18 protein-coding genes are annotated in these 19161 nt (G+C 57.4%); 15 read left to right on the top strand and 3 right to left on the bottom strand.

The genetic code is table 11. From position 1 onward, the window contains the following. Positions 1–62: 62 nt before the first annotated feature. The 5 genes from J2Y91_RS10650 to J2Y91_RS10670 are packed head-to-tail and all read left to right on the top strand — an operon-like array spanning position 63 to position 5223. Positions 63–767, top strand: coding sequence for a fimbria/pilus chaperone family protein (locus tag J2Y91_RS10650; protein ID WP_253538191.1), 705 nt, complete (start codon positions 63–65; stop codon positions 765–767). Between the two features lie 5 nt (positions 768–772). After that, positions 773–3250, top strand: coding sequence for a fimbria/pilus outer membrane usher protein (locus tag J2Y91_RS10655; protein WP_253538206.1), 2478 nt, complete (start codon positions 773–775; stop codon positions 3248–3250). A gap of 25 nt (positions 3251–3275) precedes the next feature. Continuing rightward, positions 3276–3926, top strand: a complete 651-nt coding sequence (locus J2Y91_RS10660; RefSeq protein ID WP_253538210.1) for a DUF1120 domain-containing protein — start codon at positions 3276–3278, stop codon at positions 3924–3926. 24 nt (positions 3927–3950) lie between these two features. Beyond that, positions 3951–4679, top strand: coding sequence for a fimbria/pilus chaperone family protein (locus J2Y91_RS10665; protein WP_253538212.1), 729 nt, complete (start codon positions 3951–3953; stop codon positions 4677–4679). Continuing rightward, on the top strand, positions 4672–5223 hold the full coding sequence (locus J2Y91_RS10670) for a DUF1120 domain-containing protein (protein ID WP_253538215.1): 552 nt from the start codon (positions 4672–4674) through the stop codon (positions 5221–5223). The genes J2Y91_RS10665 and J2Y91_RS10670 overlap by 8 nt, the downstream gene beginning before the upstream one ends. A gap of 107 nt (positions 5224–5330) precedes the next feature. Here the strand turns inward: J2Y91_RS10670 and ppa are convergent, their stop codons facing one another. Beyond that, a complete protein-coding gene (ppa, locus tag J2Y91_RS10675; RefSeq protein WP_048917376.1) occupies positions 5331–5858 on the bottom strand; it encodes an inorganic diphosphatase in 528 nt (175 codons plus the stop codon). 467 nt (positions 5859–6325) lie between these two features. Here ppa and J2Y91_RS10680 point away from each other — a divergent pair, with 467 nt between their 5' ends. The 6 genes from J2Y91_RS10680 (at position 6326) to J2Y91_RS10705 (ending at position 13134) form a co-directional block, all read left to right on the top strand. Next, positions 6326–6994 (top strand): DUF1120 domain-containing protein, encoded by a 669-nt coding sequence (locus tag J2Y91_RS10680; RefSeq protein WP_253538220.1) that lies wholly within the window; start codon positions 6326–6328, stop codon positions 6992–6994. Positions 6995–7023: 29 nt separating this feature from the next. Beyond that, complete coding sequence (locus tag J2Y91_RS10685; RefSeq protein WP_253538223.1) at positions 7024–7692, top strand: DUF1120 domain-containing protein; 669 nt, start codon at positions 7024–7026, stop codon at positions 7690–7692. A gap of 153 nt (positions 7693–7845) precedes the next feature. Beyond that, positions 7846–8541, top strand: a complete 696-nt coding sequence (locus J2Y91_RS10690) for a fimbria/pilus chaperone family protein (RefSeq protein ID WP_253538226.1) — start codon at positions 7846–7848, stop codon at positions 8539–8541. Then, a complete protein-coding gene (locus J2Y91_RS10695) occupies positions 8541–10955 on the top strand; it encodes a fimbria/pilus outer membrane usher protein (protein WP_253538229.1) in 2415 nt (804 codons plus the stop codon). Before J2Y91_RS10690 ends, J2Y91_RS10695 begins: the two co-directional genes overlap by 1 nt. Continuing rightward, a complete protein-coding gene (locus tag J2Y91_RS10700; RefSeq protein ID WP_048917372.1) occupies positions 10927–11472 on the top strand; it encodes a DUF1120 domain-containing protein in 546 nt (181 codons plus the stop codon). Before J2Y91_RS10695 ends, J2Y91_RS10700 begins: the two co-directional genes overlap by 29 nt. Positions 11473–11568: 96 nt before the next feature. Continuing rightward, positions 11569–13134, top strand: a complete 1566-nt coding sequence (locus J2Y91_RS10705) for a methyl-accepting chemotaxis protein (protein WP_253538232.1) — start codon at positions 11569–11571, stop codon at positions 13132–13134. Positions 13135–13233: 99 nt separating this feature from the next. Here the strand turns inward: J2Y91_RS10705 and fbp are convergent, their stop codons facing one another. Further along, positions 13234–14238, bottom strand: coding sequence for a class 1 fructose-bisphosphatase (fbp, locus tag J2Y91_RS10710; RefSeq protein ID WP_048917370.1), 1005 nt, complete (start codon positions 14236–14238; stop codon positions 13234–13236). 167 nt (positions 14239–14405) lie between these two features. Between fbp and mpl the strand changes: the two genes are divergently transcribed. Further along, complete coding sequence (mpl, locus tag J2Y91_RS10715; RefSeq protein WP_253538234.1) at positions 14406–15758, top strand: UDP-N-acetylmuramate:L-alanyl-gamma-D-glutamyl-meso-diaminopimelate ligase; 1353 nt, start codon at positions 14406–14408, stop codon at positions 15756–15758. A gap of 92 nt (positions 15759–15850) precedes the next feature. Here the strand turns inward: mpl and yjgA are convergent, their stop codons facing one another. Next, complete coding sequence (gene yjgA / locus J2Y91_RS10720; RefSeq protein ID WP_048917368.1) at positions 15851–16396, bottom strand: ribosome biogenesis factor YjgA; 546 nt, start codon at positions 16394–16396, stop codon at positions 15851–15853. A 150-nt stretch (positions 16397–16546) separates the two neighbouring features. On the opposite strand from yjgA, the gene pmbA reads away from it, so the two are divergent. From pmbA to J2Y91_RS10735, 3 genes are all read left to right on the top strand, one after another. Further along, the gene (pmbA, locus tag J2Y91_RS10725) at positions 16547–17887 is read left to right on the top strand and encodes a metalloprotease PmbA (RefSeq protein WP_253538236.1); all 1341 of its coding nucleotides are present in this window, start codon (positions 16547–16549) and stop codon (positions 17885–17887) included. 77 nt (positions 17888–17964) lie between these two features. After that, positions 17965–18351, top strand: coding sequence for a cytochrome b562 (cybC, locus tag J2Y91_RS10730; RefSeq protein ID WP_253538238.1), 387 nt, complete (start codon positions 17965–17967; stop codon positions 18349–18351). A 303-nt stretch (positions 18352–18654) separates the two neighbouring features. After that, positions 18655–18993 carry a glycine dehydrogenase gene (locus J2Y91_RS10735; RefSeq protein ID WP_048917365.1) on the top strand — a complete coding sequence of 113 codons (339 nt, stop codon included), beginning with the start codon at positions 18655–18657 and terminating at the stop codon, positions 18991–18993. Positions 18994–19161 lie beyond the last annotated feature (168 nt).

Genomic DNA, 19161 nt, shown 5'->3' on the forward strand with positions numbered 1-19161 from the left:
TCAGGCTCGTAGCGGTTGCGCCGGTGGCTGTATTACCCGATTAAGCATCAAGGATGATTGTTATGCTCAAGCTTTTTTTTCCTCTGTTATTTTCCCTCCCGTCGCTGCTGTTTTTTCATTCTGCCTTCGCTGTGATGCAGCCGCAAAGCTCAATGATATTAATTAATGAGGAGAAGGGCGGTGGCAGTATTAATGTGACCAATACGGACGATCGGGAGGCACTGCTGTATGTCAAAGTCATCGATCTGGATGACGATAAACAGCCGCAGGTGGTGGTCACCCAGCCGGTAGTGCGTGTTGGTGCAGGGCAGACCCAGCGGGTGCGCTTTTTGCTGTCAAGCCAGCAGCCGTTAAGCGTGGAACACATAAAACGGGTGACGTTAGAAGGGCTTCCTCTGATATCTGAACCTGGAAAAAATAAGGTTAATATCAACGTTCGCCAGAACCTTCCGCTGATTATTCGTCCGCGCACGCTGGTTGCCGCAGCCGACCCGTGGAAAGCACTGGCATGGTCGGTGGGCGGTGAAAAAATGACGGTCCACAACGCCACGGCTTATGTCATCAGGCTTGGACAAGACATTACGCTGATTCCCAGCGGGCAAAAAGCCAAAATAACGAAAAGCTACCTGCTGCCGGGCGAGACGTTGGCTGTGGCGGTATCGGATGCCAGAGCCCTGGCCAATGTGAGCAAGGTGCGCTTTGAGACCCTTTCGCAGTACGGGTTTGATACCGGCAAAGTAGACATGCCTGTCAGTCACGGCAGCTGATTATCATGTCTTCCCGTTGTCTGAGGCCGGCACCACTCTGCGTTCTGGCGCTGCTGGCGCTGCCGGCAGAAGTCCTGAGCGATGTCGCGCTGCCGCCGTTAAATAAAACACCGCTGGCGCTGGGTAAGCAGCGTGAGCCGGACGAATCCCAAAGTGCTGCCGCAGACAAGGAGTCGCTGGCGGTAAAATTACTGAAAGCGCGCGGAATTGACCCCGCTCAGCTCAGCATACTGGAGAACAGCGCGCGCTTTCCTGCTGGCGTCAATGTCCTCGATCTCAGCGTCAACGGTGAGTTTAAAGGCACCTTCAGCGTCACGGTGAGTGCCGAAGGGGATCTCTGTTTTACCCCGCAGCTGATCGCGCAGCTGGGGTTAAAATCCGTGGAAAAGATGCCGCCGCAGGGCTGCTTTGCCTGGGTAAAGCGCGACCCGCATATCACAACCCGCTCCGATCCCGCCACGCTGTCAGCCAGTATTGTGGTACCGCAAAGCTGGTTGGCCCCTGCTGAGCGGGGGAACAGCAGCGAAACCGGGGGTGCCGGGGCGCTGCTTAACTACAGCTACTTTAATACCCTCAACGTCAGCCGCAACGCCCGCAGCCGCTACAGCTATCTGACGCTGGAAGATGGCCTCAATCTCGGCGGCTGGATGGTGCGCAGCTATCAGCAGCTGAGCCAGAGTAATGGGGTAAACAGTGCCAGCGTCAGCTCTCTCTATGCTGAGCGCGCCCTTGCCCGCTGGCAGCAGCGGCTGCAGTTTGGTCAGATTAGCGTCAGCGATACGCTGTTTGCCGTCGGCGACATTAACGGGGTACAGCTGATCCCTGATAATGGCTTCGAACAGCAGGAGGAGAGCGGCGTCATGGTCGAGGGCATTGCCAGTACGCCGCAGGCGCGCGTCGAGGTGCGTCAGTATGGTGTGGTCATTTATAACACCCTGGTGCCGGCTGGCCCGTTTCACCTGCGTAATATTCCGCTGACCAACCGCAACAGCGATCTTGAGGTCAGCGTGCTGGAAACCGACGGTCGGCAGCAGCACTTCAGCGTGCCCGCCAGTCAGCTGATGGCGTTTAGCAGCGCTGCGCCACGCGGATTTTCGCTGGCGCTGGGTAAACTGCGTGACGCAGGCAGTCAGAATCATGAAGTGCCAGCTATTTTCACCCTGAATAAGAGCTGGCAGCCGACGTCGCGTCTCTCGGCACAAAACGGCATCATGCTGGCGAAAAAGTACCAGTCGCTGGCAATGGCGGTCAGCGGCCAGCTGCTGCAGGGTTTTCAGCTGGCGGCGCAGATCATGGCGACCAACGACAGCTACAGCAAGGTGCGCAGCGGCCGGCTCTCATTGTCAGCCAGCTATCGGCTCTCCGCTCTGCTGTCGCTCAGCGGCAGCGTGAGTAAGAACACGCCGAACTATTTAACACTCAGTGAAGCCAGCAGCCGCTGGCGCAACGGCGTCCGCGACCTGGAAAACACCCAGTACTCGCTGTCGGCCAACCTGTCGCTACCGGTGTTGGGGAGTGTTTCCCTCAGCCACTCTGAAAGCACCAGCTTTGGCACCGGGCGTGGTGCCACGCGTTACAACATGCTGAGCTGGAGTCGAAATATCAACAGGGCGCTGCTGTCGGCCAGCTATGTGCGCAGCAGCGGCGGCTCTGGCGATAAACAGCTGTCGGTCAACCTGACGCTGCCGCTGGGACAGCAGCAGCTCAGCAGTTATTACCGCAGCAGTGCCAGCTCCAGCCAGCTGGGTGCCCGGACGCAGGGGGCGCTTAACAATAATATGAGCTACGCGCTGTCAACCGAACGCGATCTGCAGCAGCGCACGCAGTCGGTGCAGGGCGGGGTTAATGCCAACCTGCACTACACCATGATGGGGGTCACCACCCAGCAGAGCGGCGGGGGATACCGCAGTTACTCACAGAGCGGCAGCGGGAGTATGGCGCTGATCGATCGCCATCTGCTGTTCTCATCTAATCCGATCGGCCAGACCTTTGGCCTGATTGCGCTGAATGAACCGCTGGCCAACGTTGAGATAAGCACCCCCGGCGGCACCAGCTGGACCGACTGGCGCGGGCTGGCGCTGGCGCCCAACCTGCAGGCATGGAGAGAGAGCGGGCTGGATTTGAACACCGAAACGTTGCCGAAGCGCAGCGATGTCAGCAACGGCCACCGTAGCGTCAACCTGGCGCGCGGGGCGGTCAAACGCATCAACTTCTCGGTGCTGACCACGCGCCGGCTGCTGCTGACGCTGCAGCTCAGCGATGGAAAACCGCTGCCGCGCGGCAGCATGGTGAGAGATGAAAACAATAAGCTGTTAACCATGGCGATCGATGACGGCACCGTTTATCTCGAAAATTCGCCGGAAAAAGCCACGCTGCATATTGAAATAGCCGATAAGCAGCAGCAGTGCAGCTTCTCCTATCAGCTTGAAGACGATAAGTCGCAGGATGCGCCTTTCCAGAAAATCAGCGGCGTCTGCGTCTGAATACCATCAACCAGGGAGGAACAAGATGAAAATAGTGAGCCGCACTTTACTGCTCAGCACGCTGATTACCGCTTCAACCGCGCACGCCGATACGCAGCTCACGCTGCAGGTAAAAGGGGCGATCTCGCCGCCCTCGTGCGATCTCACCATTGACCAGCAGGGGGTACTTGACTGGCAGCAGATTAACAGCGCGTCGCTGTCGGGTACCCATGCCACCACGCTGCCTGCGCGCACCACCCATCTTAACGTCAGCTGCGAAACCGCTACCCTGTTCGCGCTGCGCGCAAAGGATATTGCCGCCAGAGCGGCAGACGCAGGCAGCGCCGATGCGACCCTCTTTAGCCTTGGCACCACCCGCAGGGGCAAAGCGATTGGCAGTTATACCCTTCACAGCGCGGCCAGCAGCTGCCTGGTGGATGGGAAAAAGATGGCGGCACTGATAAGTTCCGACGACAGGGGTAAAACGTGGCAATCGGTGCAGGACGAGCTGAGCTGGACCACGCCGGGTGAGCAGCTGATCGCCTTTTCTGACGGCGTTAACCCGCAGCCGCTGCCGGCGAAAACGGCGCTCTTTACGCTGCGCGTTACCCCCTCGGTGGCCGCACGGCAGGCGCTGGATTTTGACGACAGCGTCACCCTGGCGGGCAGCACGACCTTCGACTTAGTCTATCTGTAGCGCAACTTACGGTAACCTCAATCCGTGAAACTCAGCCAATGCAATACGCTAATCCTCTGCCTGGCCGCTTTGCTGCGGGCGGGCGCAGCAGAAGCATCCATTATGCGCCCGGCCAGCTCGATGGTGCTGATCCAGGAGGCGGCGCAGGGCGGCAGCCTGAACGTGACCAATACCAGCGATGTGGACGCCCTGCTGTATGTGAAGGTCTACGATCTGCCGGACGATCGGGGGCCGCAGCTGCTGGTCACGCAACCGGTGACCCGGCTGGCGGCTGGCGAGACGCAGCGCGTGCGCTTTCTACTCAATACCCGCGCAGCGCTGGCGCATGAGCACCTGAAAAGAGTGATCGTTGAGGGGATCCCGCTGGTGCCGATCGCCGCGGATCGCGTGGCGGTCAATCTGCGTCAGGATCTGCCGGTGATCATCCATCCGGCGGCCCTGCCCATGCTGGCGGATCCGTGGAAGATGCTGCGCTGCAGGACGGTCAACGGCGATCTACGCATCGAAAATAGCGGGCGCTACGTAGTTCGCCTGGCGCAGAGCATCACGCTGCTGCCGCAGCAGAAAACAGTGACGCTGGATAAAAGCTATCTGCTGCCCAGGGAGGTCGTCACGCTGGCCGGGCAGGGAGGGTCAGAGGTGCGCCAGCTGGAAATTCAGAGCTTGTCAAAGTATGGCTATGTCGCCGGAAAGTTTCGCCTGCCCGTCAGTGGGGCAGCGCATGCGCAAACATCAGGGAGGAAGAGTGATTAAAAGAGAAATTCAGGTGCGTCAGCTGGCAAGGCGCGCGCTGGCTGCTGCCCTGCTGCTCACTCCGCTGGGGGCCGCAGCGGCCTGTACTATCAGCAGCAGTACTTTACAGCTGGATTATGGTCAGCTGAATAAACGGATTATGCCAGACAGCGCCAGCCGGATTGAACTGCCGGTACGTGAAGTGCAGGTCAGCGTGGATTGCGATGCTCCCCGGGAGATGAAACTGGCATTTAGCGGCAGCAACGGCAGCAACCCGCAGCAGTTCTCTTTTGGCCGTGATGGAAATCTCGAAGTGGCTATTTCAGCGCTGGTGCTCGACAACCATGGCAGTCAGTTTACTGAACGATCGCCGTGGCTGCGCAGCGATGAAGCGCAAAATAAGAGTACGGCAAAATTATTGCCGAGCAGTCAGATTATTTTAAACCAAGCTGGACAGCATCTCAGTTTTACCCTGAAACTGCATCCGGTATTTAGCAACAGTCTGTTTGCCATTCAGGATGATTATTTCCCTGAGAATGCGATTACGATATCGCTCGTCGATTAAAGCGTGGGGCTGTTTTTATTTTTACGAGATAGTGATAAAAGCTAAAAAAAACACCGCCGCAGCGGTGTTTTTATTTAACGCGGAGGAGAGTTCATCTCCTGCACGGATTATTTTGCTGCACGTTCGAAAGAAGAAACAATTTCAGCTTTAGCTGCTGCCACACCTTCCCAACCGTCAACTTTAACCCATTTCCCTTTTTCCAGCGCTTTGTACTGCTCGAAGAAGTGGGTGATCTGGCCGCGCAGCAGTTCTGGCAGGTCGTTCACATCCTGGATGTGCTCATACTCTTTGCTCAGCTTGCTGTGTGGAACGGCAACAACCTTGGCATCTTCACCCGACTCGTCGGTCATTTTCAGCACGCCTACCGGACGGCAGCGGATCACTGAACCTGGCTGCAGTGGGTACGGGGTTGGCACCAGCACGTCTACCGGGTCACCATCCAGGGAGAGAGTGTTGTTGATGTAACCGTAGTTGCACGGATAGAACATCGCAGTCGCCATGAAGCGGTCTACGAACAGCGCGCCAGTCTCTTTGTCGACTTCGTATTTGATCGGAGAGGCATTCGCTGGGATCTCAATCACGACGTAGATATCATCTGGCAGGTCTTTGCCCGCAGGAACGTGGTTCAGGCTCATTTCAATTCCTTTAATTAGCGTAGTTAAGTGCCAGGTATTATAGCTATCTCACCCGGCAACGCACCCCCCTTTTTCCGGCTTTCAGAATAGACCTGAGCGCGGTAGCGCCGTGTTTGCGAGAAAAAACGCTGCCGCTGATGCGCTATAGGGATTAAAAAAGCTTAAGCGCTGCCGTTTTAAGCAGATTAATCGATTAATAATCTCCATTTTGTGCAAAAAAAAGCCACGCTCAGCCCCCCATTTCCTCTGACCTGCAGCTTCCCTGTCTGCCCCTGTTACAGGGGGGTGTAATAGCGGTGAATGTCGCTTTAGCTAGCATTAATGACTGCTTTTCTTCTTTTAGCGAGAGATTAATGGATTAATAAAGTGACTTACCAGACAGGAAAACTATGATGGCTGCGAATCTTGTTGGGGTGATTGCGGTGTATTCCCACTGCAATAGCCCCCCTCAGTTACGGACTACAACAATGACACTGAAGATAAAAAAACTCTCCTGCGCTCTGGCTGTACTCTGCAGCGTGACAGTGAGCCAAAACGCGCTGGCAGCAGACAGCACCACGCTGGAAATTCGCGGAGTGATTAAACCGCCTTCGTGCAACATTGATTTTCAGGGCGGCGGCAGGCTGGACTGGGGCAAGATCCGCGCCTCAGAGTTGAAGCGCGATGAGCCGACCTGGCTGCCACAGAAAAGCACCAGCCTGAACGTCAGCTGTGCCTCCCCAACGCTGTTCTCCATCAAGTCAAAAGATGTGGCCGAGCTGGCAGGCACGCCGCTGGATGGGGTGCCCGATCCGGCTCTGCAGTTCAGCCTCGGCGCCACGCGAGAAAACAAGCTGGTGGGGGTTTACCGCATCAGCACCATCCGCGAAGCATCTCAACTGAACGGAAAACCCGGTATTTTCTTCGTCAGCTCAGATGATCAAGGCGCAAGCTGGAGCCGGATCAACACCATTGAGTGGAGTAATAGCGAAACCCTGAATGCCTTCAGCGACAGCGTAACGGCTGCTCCGGTCGTCGCCTCAAACGTGATGCTGCATATCCAGGTCACCCCGGCTATCTCCCCGGCGGACGAGCTGGGCAAGCTGGAGAATATCCCGCTCAACGGCAACGCGACCTTTGACATTGTCTACCTGTGAAACAACGCCCGAATTAAAGAGTGATTAATATGAAAAAAATGACATTACCACTGGTCGCCGCCGCTGTGCTGGGGCTGGGAACGCTCAGTGCGGCGCAGGCAGCCACCCAGGCACGGCTGCAGGTCAGGGGGATTATCGAGCCACCCGCCTGCAACGTCGCGCTGGAAGGTGGCAGCGTACTGAACTGGGGGGATATTGATGCCACCAGCCTGCACGCCAACCGGGCAACCCAGCTGGAGAGTAAAAGCGTTAACCTCAAAGTTGCCTGTGAAGCCAGCGCGCTGGTGCTGGTGAAGCCTGCCGATATTGCTGAACTGGCAGGGCAAGTCAGCATTGATGGTAAAAACGACGCCAGCTATTTCAGTCTGGGTACCACGTCAGAAGGCAAGATGATCGGCGCCTGGACGCTGAGTGCCGAGGCAAAGAACGCTCATGCTGATGACAAACAGGCGGTGATGCTGCTGGAGTCGGATACCGGCGGCAGCAGCTGGACAGCCAGCAGTCAGGAAATTCAATGGAAGGCATCCGGCAATAGTCTGTATGGCTTAGCGCTGGACGGCGAAGCGTTGCCAGCGGCAACCAAAGAGCTGACCATGGGACTTTCGGCCACGCCCTATATTGCGTCCATCAACGACCTCGGGAACGCCGATGAGATTACGCTCTCCGGTATGGCAACTTTTGATGTGGTCTATCTCTAACCTGACGTTATTTCCCCTCGCTTAATAGAGGCGTAATTAACGCCTTTACAGTCTGAATTACGCAGAGAAAAAATAGTTATCTTTGGCATGCCACGAACCCTGGTGGCATGTCCTTTTTCTCTATGTGTTATTTTTAACGGAAAGTTTATTTATATGTTATTACGTTCTTTATTATTATCACTGGCTGTTATTTCTCCTTTCGCGCAGTCATCAATTATGAAACCTGAAACCTCAATGGTGCTTATTAATGAGGAAGAGGGCGGTGGCAGTATTAATATAACCAACACCAGCGATACCGAAGCGCTGCTTTACGTAAAAGTTTACGACCTGCCGGATGATAAAGAGCCGCAGATACTGGTCACTCAACCCGTTAGCCGCATTGCTGCCGGTCAGACGCAGCGCGTGCGCTTTATTCTCAATCAGGATAAACCGCTGCAGCATCAGCACATGAAGCGGGTTATTTTCGAAGGGATACCGCCGCAGACTGCCAGCGGCGCCAACAGTATTGGCATGAATATTCGTCAGGATCTGCCGGTCATTATCCATCCGGCAGCGCTGGAGATGAGCGCTGACCCGTGGAAGGCGCTGAAATGGACCCAGCGCGGCACAACCTTAACCGTCACCAATCCCTCGGAGATGGTGGTGCGCCTGGCGCAGGAGATCGAACTGCTGCCGCTAAGAAGAAAACTGAAGCTCAGTAAAAGCTACATCCTGCCGGGGCAGTCGCTAAACGTGACGCTGCCGGAAAGCGCAGGCGTCCAGTCGGGCCGCCAGGTGCAGATTCAGACGCTCTCTAAATATGGCTATGTTGCCGGTAAGTTTAAACAGCCGGTCACGCTTGCCAGCTAATGAACAGGCCGCTACTTCTGCTGCTGACCCTCGCTGGCGCCCTGCATTCTGCCTGTGGCGCTGCAGACGATGGGACGCAGCCGGCCAGCGCCGCCGTCAGCTGGGACGCGGGGCGCCTGAAGCGCAGCGGTATCGACCCCAGCATGCTGCAGCTGCTTGAGCGCAACAACCGTTTCCCGGCAGGCGATAACCTGGTGGATATCAGCCTGAACGGCCAGATGGTGGGCGCCTTTCGGGTCCGTTTTGGCCCACAGGGGGCACTGTGCTTTACGCCCAAACTGTTTCAGCAGCTGGGCGTGAAAGAGGTGCGGCCTGACGGCCCGGCAGGCGAGGAGAGTGCCGCCTGTCATGACTGGGCCGACAGCGATCCTGACGTCAGCATTCGCTATCGTCCCTACCGTCTGACGGTCAGCCTGGTGGTGCCGCAGGAGAGACTGCAGCAGGACGATCCGGCGCTGCAGGGTGAAGAGGGCGGTGGCGCGGGCATGCTCAACTATGAATTCTACACCTCGCTGGCGCGCGCGCGCGGCTGGCAGGAGCGTTACAGCTGGCTGAACACCGAGAACGGCATCAATGTTAATAACTGGCTGGTGCGCAGTCGCCAGCAGTTTCAGAAAATGGATGGCAAAGTGGGCGGTGAAATCAGCTCGCTCTGGGCGCAGCGCTATCTGCAGCCGCTCAACAAACTGCTGCAGGCGGGGGTGGTTAATGTCAGCAATACGCCCTTCGCGCTGGGCGTCATTAACGGCGTACAGCTGATGCCGGACAACGGCCTGAATCCAGAGAAAGGTTCCGGCGTGACGGTAAACGGCTTTAGCGCGACGGCCCAGGCAAGAGTCGAAATCCGCCAGTATGGAATGGAGGTTTTTCGTACGCTGGTACCGGCAGGCGCCTTCACGCTGGATAATATTCCGGTGAAAAATCGCAATGCCGATCTTGAGGTAACGGTAACGGAAACCGATGGACGCGTGCAGCAGTTCAGCGTACCGGCCAGCGGCTTCGGGCGCACGCTCACCTCCAGCGCGCAGGGCTACTCGCTGGCGATCGGAAAGATGCGCAACAGCGGCGGTGGCGAGCAACCGCTGCTGGCGACGCTGTCGCAGCAGTGGCAGCCGGCAGGGTGGCTCGATCTGCAAAGCGGCATGCTGCTCTCCCGGCAGTATCATTCGCTGGCGCTGGCGGCTTCGTCCGCCCCGCTGCCCGCCCTGACGGTCATGTCGCAGCTGGTCGCGGTCAATGACAGCTACCGTCGCCAGGTCAGCAGACAGCTGCGGCTGAACACGCGCTATCAGTTCTCTGACACCTTCTCCGCCAGCGTCGGGCTGACTAAAAGCAGCAGTGGTTTTCTCACGCCGGCTGAAGCGACGGATCGCCAGCGCACGACAAAGAAAGAGGGCACCACCCAGTACAGCCTGATGTTGGCCTGGGCGCCCCCTAAACTGGGAAGATTCACCTACAGCCACGCGGTTTCTCAACGCTCGCACGATGGCAAATCATCGCGCTTTCACACCCTGGGCTGGAGTAAGCGCGTGGCGTCTACGCTGGTGACGGTGCACGCTTCACACGGCAGTGACGGGCGAAGCAACGACCGCCAGCTGTCGCTTAACCTGAGCTTCCCGCTCGGCGAACAGCGGCAAAACAGCTACTACCGCCGCAGCAATGACAGCGAACGTATTGGGCTGGAGAGCAGTGGCGAACTCTCTGACAACAGTAACTACCAGCTCTCGACCGAGCGCGACCTGACGGGAAGAGCCTCGTCGGTCTACGGCGCCCTGAACACCAATCTGCACTATACGTGGATGAACGCCACCGCAGGTTACGACAGCGCCGGGCAGCAAAATTACTCCCTTGGCCTTAACGGGGGCATGGCGCTGCATGAGGGAGGGCTGACCTTCACCGCCGCGCGCATTGGCGATACCTTCGGCGTAGTGGAGCTGAATGAGAAGCTGGCCGGGGTGGAGATTGTCTCCCCCGGCGGCACCAGCTGGACCGACTGGCGTGGGCGGGCGCTGGTGCCGTCGATGACGCCGTGGCAGCGCAGCAGCATCGATGTGAATACCGAGAAGCTGCCAAAACATATTGATATCAGTAACGGTCACCGTGATGCCACGCTGGCGCGCGGCACGGTGAAAAAGTTTCGCTATGCCATGCTCACCAGCAATCGCCTGCTGTTCAACCTGACGCTGGCTAACGGTAAACCGCTGCCGCGCGGCAGCCGCGTCTGGGATCGAAAAAACAATTACATCACCAGCGCCATCGATGATGGTGTGGTCTGGCTAAGCAACGCCCCCGAACAGGTGCATCTTTTCGCCGAGACCGGCAGCGGCGAACAGCGCTGTGAATTTCATTACGACAGCAAAAACAGCAGATCGGAGAAACAACTGTATGAAAAAGTTATCGCGCAGTGCCTGTAACAGCCTGCTGATTCTGGCCACGCTGCTCTCTGCGGCGTCAGCAGAAGCAGCCTGTCATGTGACCAGCCACGGTGGGCGCATCGATTACGGCGAGTTGAATCGCCACCTTATCCCCGGCTCGGCAGAAAAATTGAGCCTGACGGCGCGCGAGGTGCAGATCGGCATTGACTGCGATGCGCCACAAATTATCAGCGTGCGCTTCACCTCAGCGCAGGGCGCAGAAGCGGCCTTTGCCTTCGGGCAACAGGGGGAGATGCAGCTGCGGCTGCATGATGCCCGCCTCGACAGCCGCGCGGCCAGCTTCAATTTTCTGCCGTCAGGGGGAAGTCCGGAGAGCGCGCAGCCGCTGAGTGAGGTCTTCGCCGAGCCGGAAAGCCGCATTGTAATGCGTGAACCGGGTCAGCACCTGCGCTTTACGCTGTCGCTGCTGCCGCGCTTTGCGCCGGGGTTTTCCAGCGTGCGCGATCGGACGTCGTTATTGACTCAGATCAGGCTGGAGGTGTCAGAAGGCACATAACCCTGCGCGAAGGGTAAAGATTAACCGCAGAAGTGCCGATAATGATGACGATTTAACGCTCTTGAATAATCTGACTATCTTATCGGGACAACAATCATGCTGAAGAAGATTTCAATACGCTCGGGATTACTGGTGCTGCTTTCACTGATGACGCTATTGCTGCTGGTGGTCAGCATCATGGGGATTATCGCTATTCAGAAAGGCAATCGCTCGCTGGATGTTATCAATCGCATCCAGGGTATTGAACTCAATGCCTTATATATCACTAATGGCAACCTGCTGCGCACCCGCGCTACCGCCGCGCTGGCCATTCGCAAGCTTGAGGTTGGCTTGCCGGATGAAGCGGCCACCATCGCCAGGCGTTCTGCCAGTTATGTGGCTATTTCACTGCAAGAGCTGAAACGATTCGTCGATGCCGGTACGGTGACGGCGCACGGTAAAACGCTGGCCGATGCGGTGGTCGCCACCTACAAGGATTACCTGGACGGCGGCATCACGCCGATGATGAACGCGCTGCAAAAGCAGAGCGCGGATGACTACTACGAGGTGCTGGAGGGCAACATCTCCCCGCTGGCCGGTAAGTTTTCCGAAGCGGTCAATAATTTCGGCAGCTATGCCGATGAGGTGAGCGAGGCTCAGCTGGCGCAGGCGGCACGCAATCAGACGCTGATGACGGTGCTGATTCTGGTGGCGGGCGGCCTGACCCTGCTGCTGGTCGCGCTGGCGTGGATGGTGCTGCGTGAACTGCTGCTGAAGCCGCTGGATGGCGCGATTAAGCATCTGGAGCATGTCGCGGCAGGCGATCTCACCCAGCCGGTACCGGAAAGCGGCAATACCGAACTGGGCCGCCTCAATGCTGCGCTCGGCAGCATGCAGCAGTCGCTGCAGCACTCGGTCAGCCTGGTGCGCGACGCCAGCATGCAGATTGACGTCGGCAGCCGCGAGCTGGCCTCTGGCAACCTTAACCTCTCGCAGCGCACCGAAGAGTCGGCCGCCTCGCTGGAGCAGACCGCCGCCAGCATGGAGCAGCTGACCGCCACCGTGAAGCAGAATGCGGATAATGCCCAGCAGGCGCACCAGCTGGCGCGCTCGGTCTCGGACACGGCCGATAAAGGCGCCGAAGTGGTGTGCTACGTGATGGAGAAAATGGCAGAGATCGCCAACAGTTCGCAGCGCATTGGCGACATCCTCGGCGTTATCGACGGTATCGCCTTCCAGACCAATATTCTGGCGCTGAATGCCTCGGTGGAAGCGGCGCGAGCGGGTGAGCAGGGGCGTGGTTTCGCCGTGGTCGCCAGCGAAGTGCGCAACCTCGCACAGCGCAGTGCCACCGCCGCTAAAGAGATCCGTACGCTGATTGCGGAGTCGCAAGTCCGCGTCAACGAAGGCAGCGACATGGCGACCAAAGCCGGGGAAACCATGGATGAGATCTCCAGCGAGGTGATGCGCGTGACCACCCTGATGAAAGAGATCTCCAGCGCGTCGCAGGAGCAGAGCCGGGGCATCGAGCAGGTGAATCAGGCGGTGACGCAGATGGATGAAGTGGCACAGCAGAACGCCGCGCTGGTCGAAGAAGCCGCCGCTGCCACCCAGTCGCTGGAAGAGCAGTCGCAGCAGTTAGTGCAGACAATGGCGGTGTTTAAAGTCACTCACGTCGCCTGATAATGTAGGGGTCGACCCTTTTATTCGGTCGACCCGCCAACGTTAAAGGGCCGATTGAAAAAGAAGATCGGCCCCTACAGTTTGGTCAGTCCCTACGAATCAGTTGCCGTTATCCGGGAACTCACGCAGGAAGCGTTCAGTGTCGTCGACCATATGATCGTTACCGACGAAGAACGGTGAGCGCTCGTGCAGGCTTTGCGGCACCAGGTCAAGAATACGGTTTTTACCATCAGAGGCTTTACCGCCGGCCTGCTCCGCGAGGAACGCCATCGGATTGCACTCGTACAGCAGGCGCAGCTTGCCTTTCGGGTGGCTGGCAGTGCTTGGGTACAGGTAGATGCCGCCTTTCAGCAGGTTGCGGTGGAAGTCCGCCACCAGCGAGCCGATATAGCGTGAGGTGTAGGGACGGTGCGTCTCTTTATCCTCTTCCTGGCAGAATTTGAGGTACTTTTTCACACCCTGCGGGAAGCGGATATAGTTGCCTTCGTTGATCGAGTAGGTGTAACCCTTCTCCGGGAAGGTCATACGCTCTGCGCTCAGGCAGAACACGCCCAGTGACGGGTCGTAAGTGAAGGCATGCACGCCACAGCCGGTGGTGTAAACCAGCATGGTGGAGGAGCCGTAAACCACGTACCCGGCCGCAACCTGCTGGCTGCCCGGCTGCAGGAAGTCTTCTTCGGTCACCGGCGTACCCGGTGGGGTAATACGGCGGTAGATGGAGAAGATGGTACCGACAGACACGTTAACGTCGATGTTGGAGGAGCCGTCCAGCGGATCCATCAGCACCACGTACTTGCCGTTTTCGACGCCTTCGAAGATCACAATCTCATCTTCTTCTTCAGAGGCGATACCGGCCACGATGCCGCGCGCTTTCAGAGCCGCCTTCAGCTTTTCGTTGGCAAACAGATCGAGCTTCATCTGTTCTTCGCCCTGAATATTTTCGGCGCCGCTGGCACCCAGAATATCGACCAGGCCAGCTTTGTTAATATCGCGGTGGATGATCTTCGCGCCCAGCTTGATCGCGGAGATTAACGCGGTCAGTTCGCCTGTCGCGTGCGGAAAGTCGTGTTGCTTCTCGACGATGAATTCGCCTAACGTTTTCATAACACAATCCCTGAATCTGCGGTTGAGTAGCAGCCTGCTTCACAAACTGCCAACGTATGCGTACGCAGTCTAGCCGATTGGGCGCTAAAGAACATAGGGCAAATCCGTTTCTTCCGCACGATGGGGACGGTACACTGTGCGGGAACTTTTTAAGCAACGGACCTTTTATGCGTATTCATATCCTCGGTATCTGTGGCACTTTCATGGGCGGTCTGGCGATGCTGGCACGCGAGCTTGGCCATGAAGTCACGGGCTCAGATGCTAACGTCTACCCGCCAATGAGCACGCTGCTGGAAAAGCAGGGTATTGATTTAATTCAGGGTTATGACGCCTCACAGCTCGATCCCGCCCCGGACCTGGTGATCATCGGCAACGCCATGACGCGCGGCAATCCGTGTGTGGAAGCAGTGCTGGAGCGCAATATTCCTTACCTCTCCGGCCCGCAGTGGCTGCACGATTACGTGCTGCGCGACCGCTGGGTGATTGCGGTGGCGGGAACCCACGGCAAAACCACCACCGCAGGCATGGCAGCGTGGATTTTACAGGCCTGCGGCTATCAGCCGGGGTTTGTGATTGGTGGCGTACCGGGGAATTTCGAGGTTTCGGCGAATTTAGGAAAAAGCCCATTCTTCGTGATCGAGGCCGACGAGTACGACTGTGCGTTCTTCGACAAGCGTTCCAAGTTCGTGCACTACTGTCCGCGCACCCTGATCCTCAACAACCTTGAGTTTGACCACGCCGATATCTTTGACGATCTGCGTGCGGTGCAGAAGCAGTTCCACCACCTGGTGCGCATCGTGCCGGGGCAGGGCAAGATCATCCTGCCGGAGCACGATGCCAATATTAAGCAGGTGATGGCGATGGGCTGCTGGAGCGAGCAGGAAACCGTGGGTGAAAACGGCCACTGGCAGGCGAAGAAGCTGTCGCCGGATGCGTCGCACTGGGAAGTGCTGCTGGACGGTGAGCGCGTAGCCGAGGTCAACTGGGCGCTGGTCGGCGAGCACAATATGCATAACGGCATGATGGCGATTGCTGCGGCACGCCATGTGGGCGTGAAGCCGGAAGATGCCGGGCGTGCGCTGAATGAGTTTATCAACGCCCGCCGCCGCCTGGAGCTGCGCGGTGAGAGCAACGGCATCAAAGTGTACGATGACTTTGCTCACCACCCGACCGCTATCCTCGCCACGCTCTCCGCGCTGCGTGGCAAAGTGGGCGGCACCGCGCGCATTCTGGCGGTGCTGGAACCGCGTTCAAACACCATGAAGATGGGTATCAGCAAGAACGATCTTGCCCCGTCGCTGGCGCGTGCGGATGAAGTGTTCCTGTTCCAGCCGCACCACATTCCGTGGCAGGTCTCTGAGGTTGCCGATGCCTGCATTCAGCCGGCGCAGTGGAGTGCGGATATTGATACGCTGGTAGAGATGATCGCCAAAAAAGCCCAGCCGGGGGATACCATCCTGGTGATGAGCAACGGCGGTTTTGGCGGGATCCATCAGAAGCTGTTGGATCGGTTAGCGTAAGGGTATGGCGGGCCGAACGAAAAAAACGATCGGCCCCTACATCTGTGTCTGTAGGGGCGGACCCTCTTTTCCGGTCCGCCCTTAACAGGCTGTCATGACGCCTGGGCTAATTCGCGCAGATACTGGAAAATCTGACGGTAGGCTTTTGGCGGCTTATTGGTCGCTTTCTCTTTCTGCGCGTTACGGATCATCGCACGCAGCTGCTGGCGGTCCGCATCCGGGTAGAGGTTCAGCACCTCAGGGATCACGTCATCACCCTGTTCCACCAGGCGGTCACGCAGTACTTCCAGCTTGTGGAACAGCGCAACCTGCTGGTTGTGGCGGTTCTTCAGCTTGTCCAGCGCGGTACGGATCGGCTCTTCATCACGCGAGCGCAGCATCTTACCGATCAGCTGCATCTGGCGGCGGCGGCCCTCTTTCTTGATCTTCTGCGCCAGCTCAATCGCGGCACGCAGATCTTCATCCAGTGGGATCTTGTCCAGGGAGTTTTTCCCCAGTTCCACCAGTTCACCACCGAGGCGCTTCAGCTCTTCGGCGTCACGTTTAATCTCACTTTTACTGACCCAGATAATCTCTTCGTCTTCTTCTTCTTCGTTATCGGGTACTTCGTCGAGCCAGTCATCGGGCTGCTTGGTCATTGGTACGGCTCCTGAAAAAGAGGCTAATGCTATCAGGTTACGTGGCTACTGCGAAATTGTTCTCTGAGTCTGTTAGACTCAAATCATTCCTTATCACCTTGAGAGCTGCATTTGATGCAGGTATTTCTCAACTAATTATATGGCAGGCCGATGAAATTACTCTCCCAAGTTGCAGAACAGCGTAAAACCCTGGAGCAGGCGGTCTCAACAGCACTCGAGCTGGCGAAAGTCAGCAGCGATGGGGCAGAAGTCGCGGTAACCAAAACCACCGGCATCAGCGTCAGCACGCGTTACGGGGAAGTGGAAAACGTCGAATTCAACAGCGATGGTGCGCTCGGCATCACCGTTTACTATCAGAACCGTAAGGGCAGCGCCTCCTCCACCGATCTCAGCCCGGAGGCGATCAAACGCACCGTGCAGGCCGCGCTGGATATTGCACGCTACACCTCACCGGATCCGTTTGCCGGCGTGGCGGATCGCGAGCTGCTGGCGTTTGACGCGCCGGATCTCGATCTGTTCCACCCAACGGAGATCGACGCCGATCGCGCTATCGAACTGGCTGCGCGTGCAGAACAGGCCGCGCTAAAGGCTGACTCGCGCATCACCAACACCGAAGGCGGCAGCTTTAACAGCCACGTCGGCATTAAAGTGTTTGGTAACAGCCACGGCATGCTGCAGGGCTACTGCTCCAGCCGTCATTCGCTCTCCAGCTGCGTGATTGCCGAAGCCAACGGCGATATGGAGCGTGACTACGCCTATACTATTGGCCGGGCGATGGAGGATTTGAAGTCGCCAGAGTCGGTCGGTGAAGAGTGCGCGCGCCGCACGCTGTCACGCCTGTCGCCGCGCAAGCTGTCGACGATGAAAGCGCCGGTGCTGTTTGCCGCGGAAGTGGCCACCGGGCTGTTTGGTCACCTGGTGGGGGCCATCAGCGGCGGCAGCGTCTACCGTAAATCCACCTTCCTGCTTGACTCCCTCGGCCAGCAGATCCTGCCGGAATGGCTGACGATTGAGGAGCATCCGCACCTGCTGAAAGGGCTGGCCTCAACGCCGTTCGACAGCGAAGGCGTGCGGACCGAGCGCCGCGACATCATTAAAGATGGCGTACTACAGAACTGGCTGATGACCAGCTACTCGGCGCGCAAGCTGGGGCTGCAGAGCACCGGCCACGCGGGCGGCATCCATAACTGGCGCATTGCCGGGCAGGGCCACAGCTTTGATGACCTGCTCAGGCAGCTCGGCACCGGGCTGGTGGTCACGGAACTGATGGGCCAGGCGGTCAGCGCGCTGACCGGGGACTACTCGCGCGGCGCATCCGGTTTCTGGGTTGAGAATGGCGTAATCCAGTATCCGGTCAGTGAAATCACCATCGCCGGTAACCTGAAAGATATGTGGCGCAATATGGTGACCATCGGCAGCGATATTGAAACCCGCAGCAATATCCAGTGTGGATCCATTCTGTTACCAGAAATGAAGATTGCCGGGCAGTAATTTAGCGATTTAGGCGTATGCTTATCAGGCGGCTGCCAAGACAGTCGCCTTTTTTTATAATTAAAAGGACTGAAGCAATGCGTAAATTAATGTTTGCAATGTTGAGTGGTTCGCTGTTGTTGTCCAGTTTCGCCGTGCTGTCGCAGGATCTGGAAGGCGATATGGATATGCTGAAAGGCGGCCTGCGTACGGTGCAGAAAACCGACGATAAAGCCGAAATGATTAAAGCGCTGACCGATATGAAGGGCGCAGCTGAAAACGCTAAAATCCAGACGCCGGATAAGCTTAAGGGCCAGCCGGCAGACAGCGCGCAGATCAAAGACTATCACGCCGGACTGGATACCCTGATTGGCCAGATCGATACCAGCCTCAAGCTGGCCAATGACGGAGACCTGAAAGGCGCGAAGGATGAAGCGAAAAAAATGGCTGAAACCCGCGACGCCAATCACAAAAAGTTCCGCTAATGCTCAGGGCCGGGAATGTTTCCCGGCCCTGATTAAATCCGTCATAGGTTTTTCCTCTATTTCCTTCTGCTGGCCGCTTTACTCTGCTGTTGTTTTCTCTGCCTCTGCATAAATTGCGCAAAATAGTCTTTATTTTGTGATTTAACTCTCATTTTTTAATTATTGATGCACGGTCTGATGTTTTTTGCGACCTGGCTCGTACCCCATCCGTTTATTTCCGCTTGCTGGCGGAAAAAGTCGTTCTCCACAGCACCTCTGCGCAGCGGTAGCTTATAACCATTGCAAAAAGGGGGGGGGACGAATGTGAGTAATGGAACGGGGCCGAGTGTGGCAACAGAGCAGGATGATGAGATTCAGGCGCTGGCCGCACGGGTGATGGGGCAGATTGCCGACCTGTTTGCGGCCAGGGCAATACAGCCCAACCCGGTACAGCAGCAGATGCTGACCTCCCACGTGCGGGCGATGGCGCTGCGCTCGCTGACCGGTGAGGCGCTACCCGAAGTGGAAGCTGACCTGTTTGACGATATTTCGCCAGAATCCATGCTGCTGGCACAGCAGGTGGTCGATCTGTTCGGTAATCTGCCGAAAGAGGAAGCCTGGCTACTCTCCGTGCATTTCGAAGTCGCCAAAGAAAACCAATAGTGTGCCTGGTTTACTTGCCATTTTGGGATTGGGCAGTGCTCACAAATTGCGGGCAATTTGAACGCCCTTTAGGGCGGCCCTAAGGGCGAGCGCAGCGAGTAAAATCCTCACGTACTACGTGTACGCTCCGGTTTTTCCGCGCTGTCCGCACCCAAACTGACTGCGTCA

It is taken from the genome of Erwinia aphidicola (assembly GCF_024169515.1).
Lineage (GTDB): Bacteria > Pseudomonadota > Gammaproteobacteria > Enterobacterales > Enterobacteriaceae > Erwinia > Erwinia aphidicola.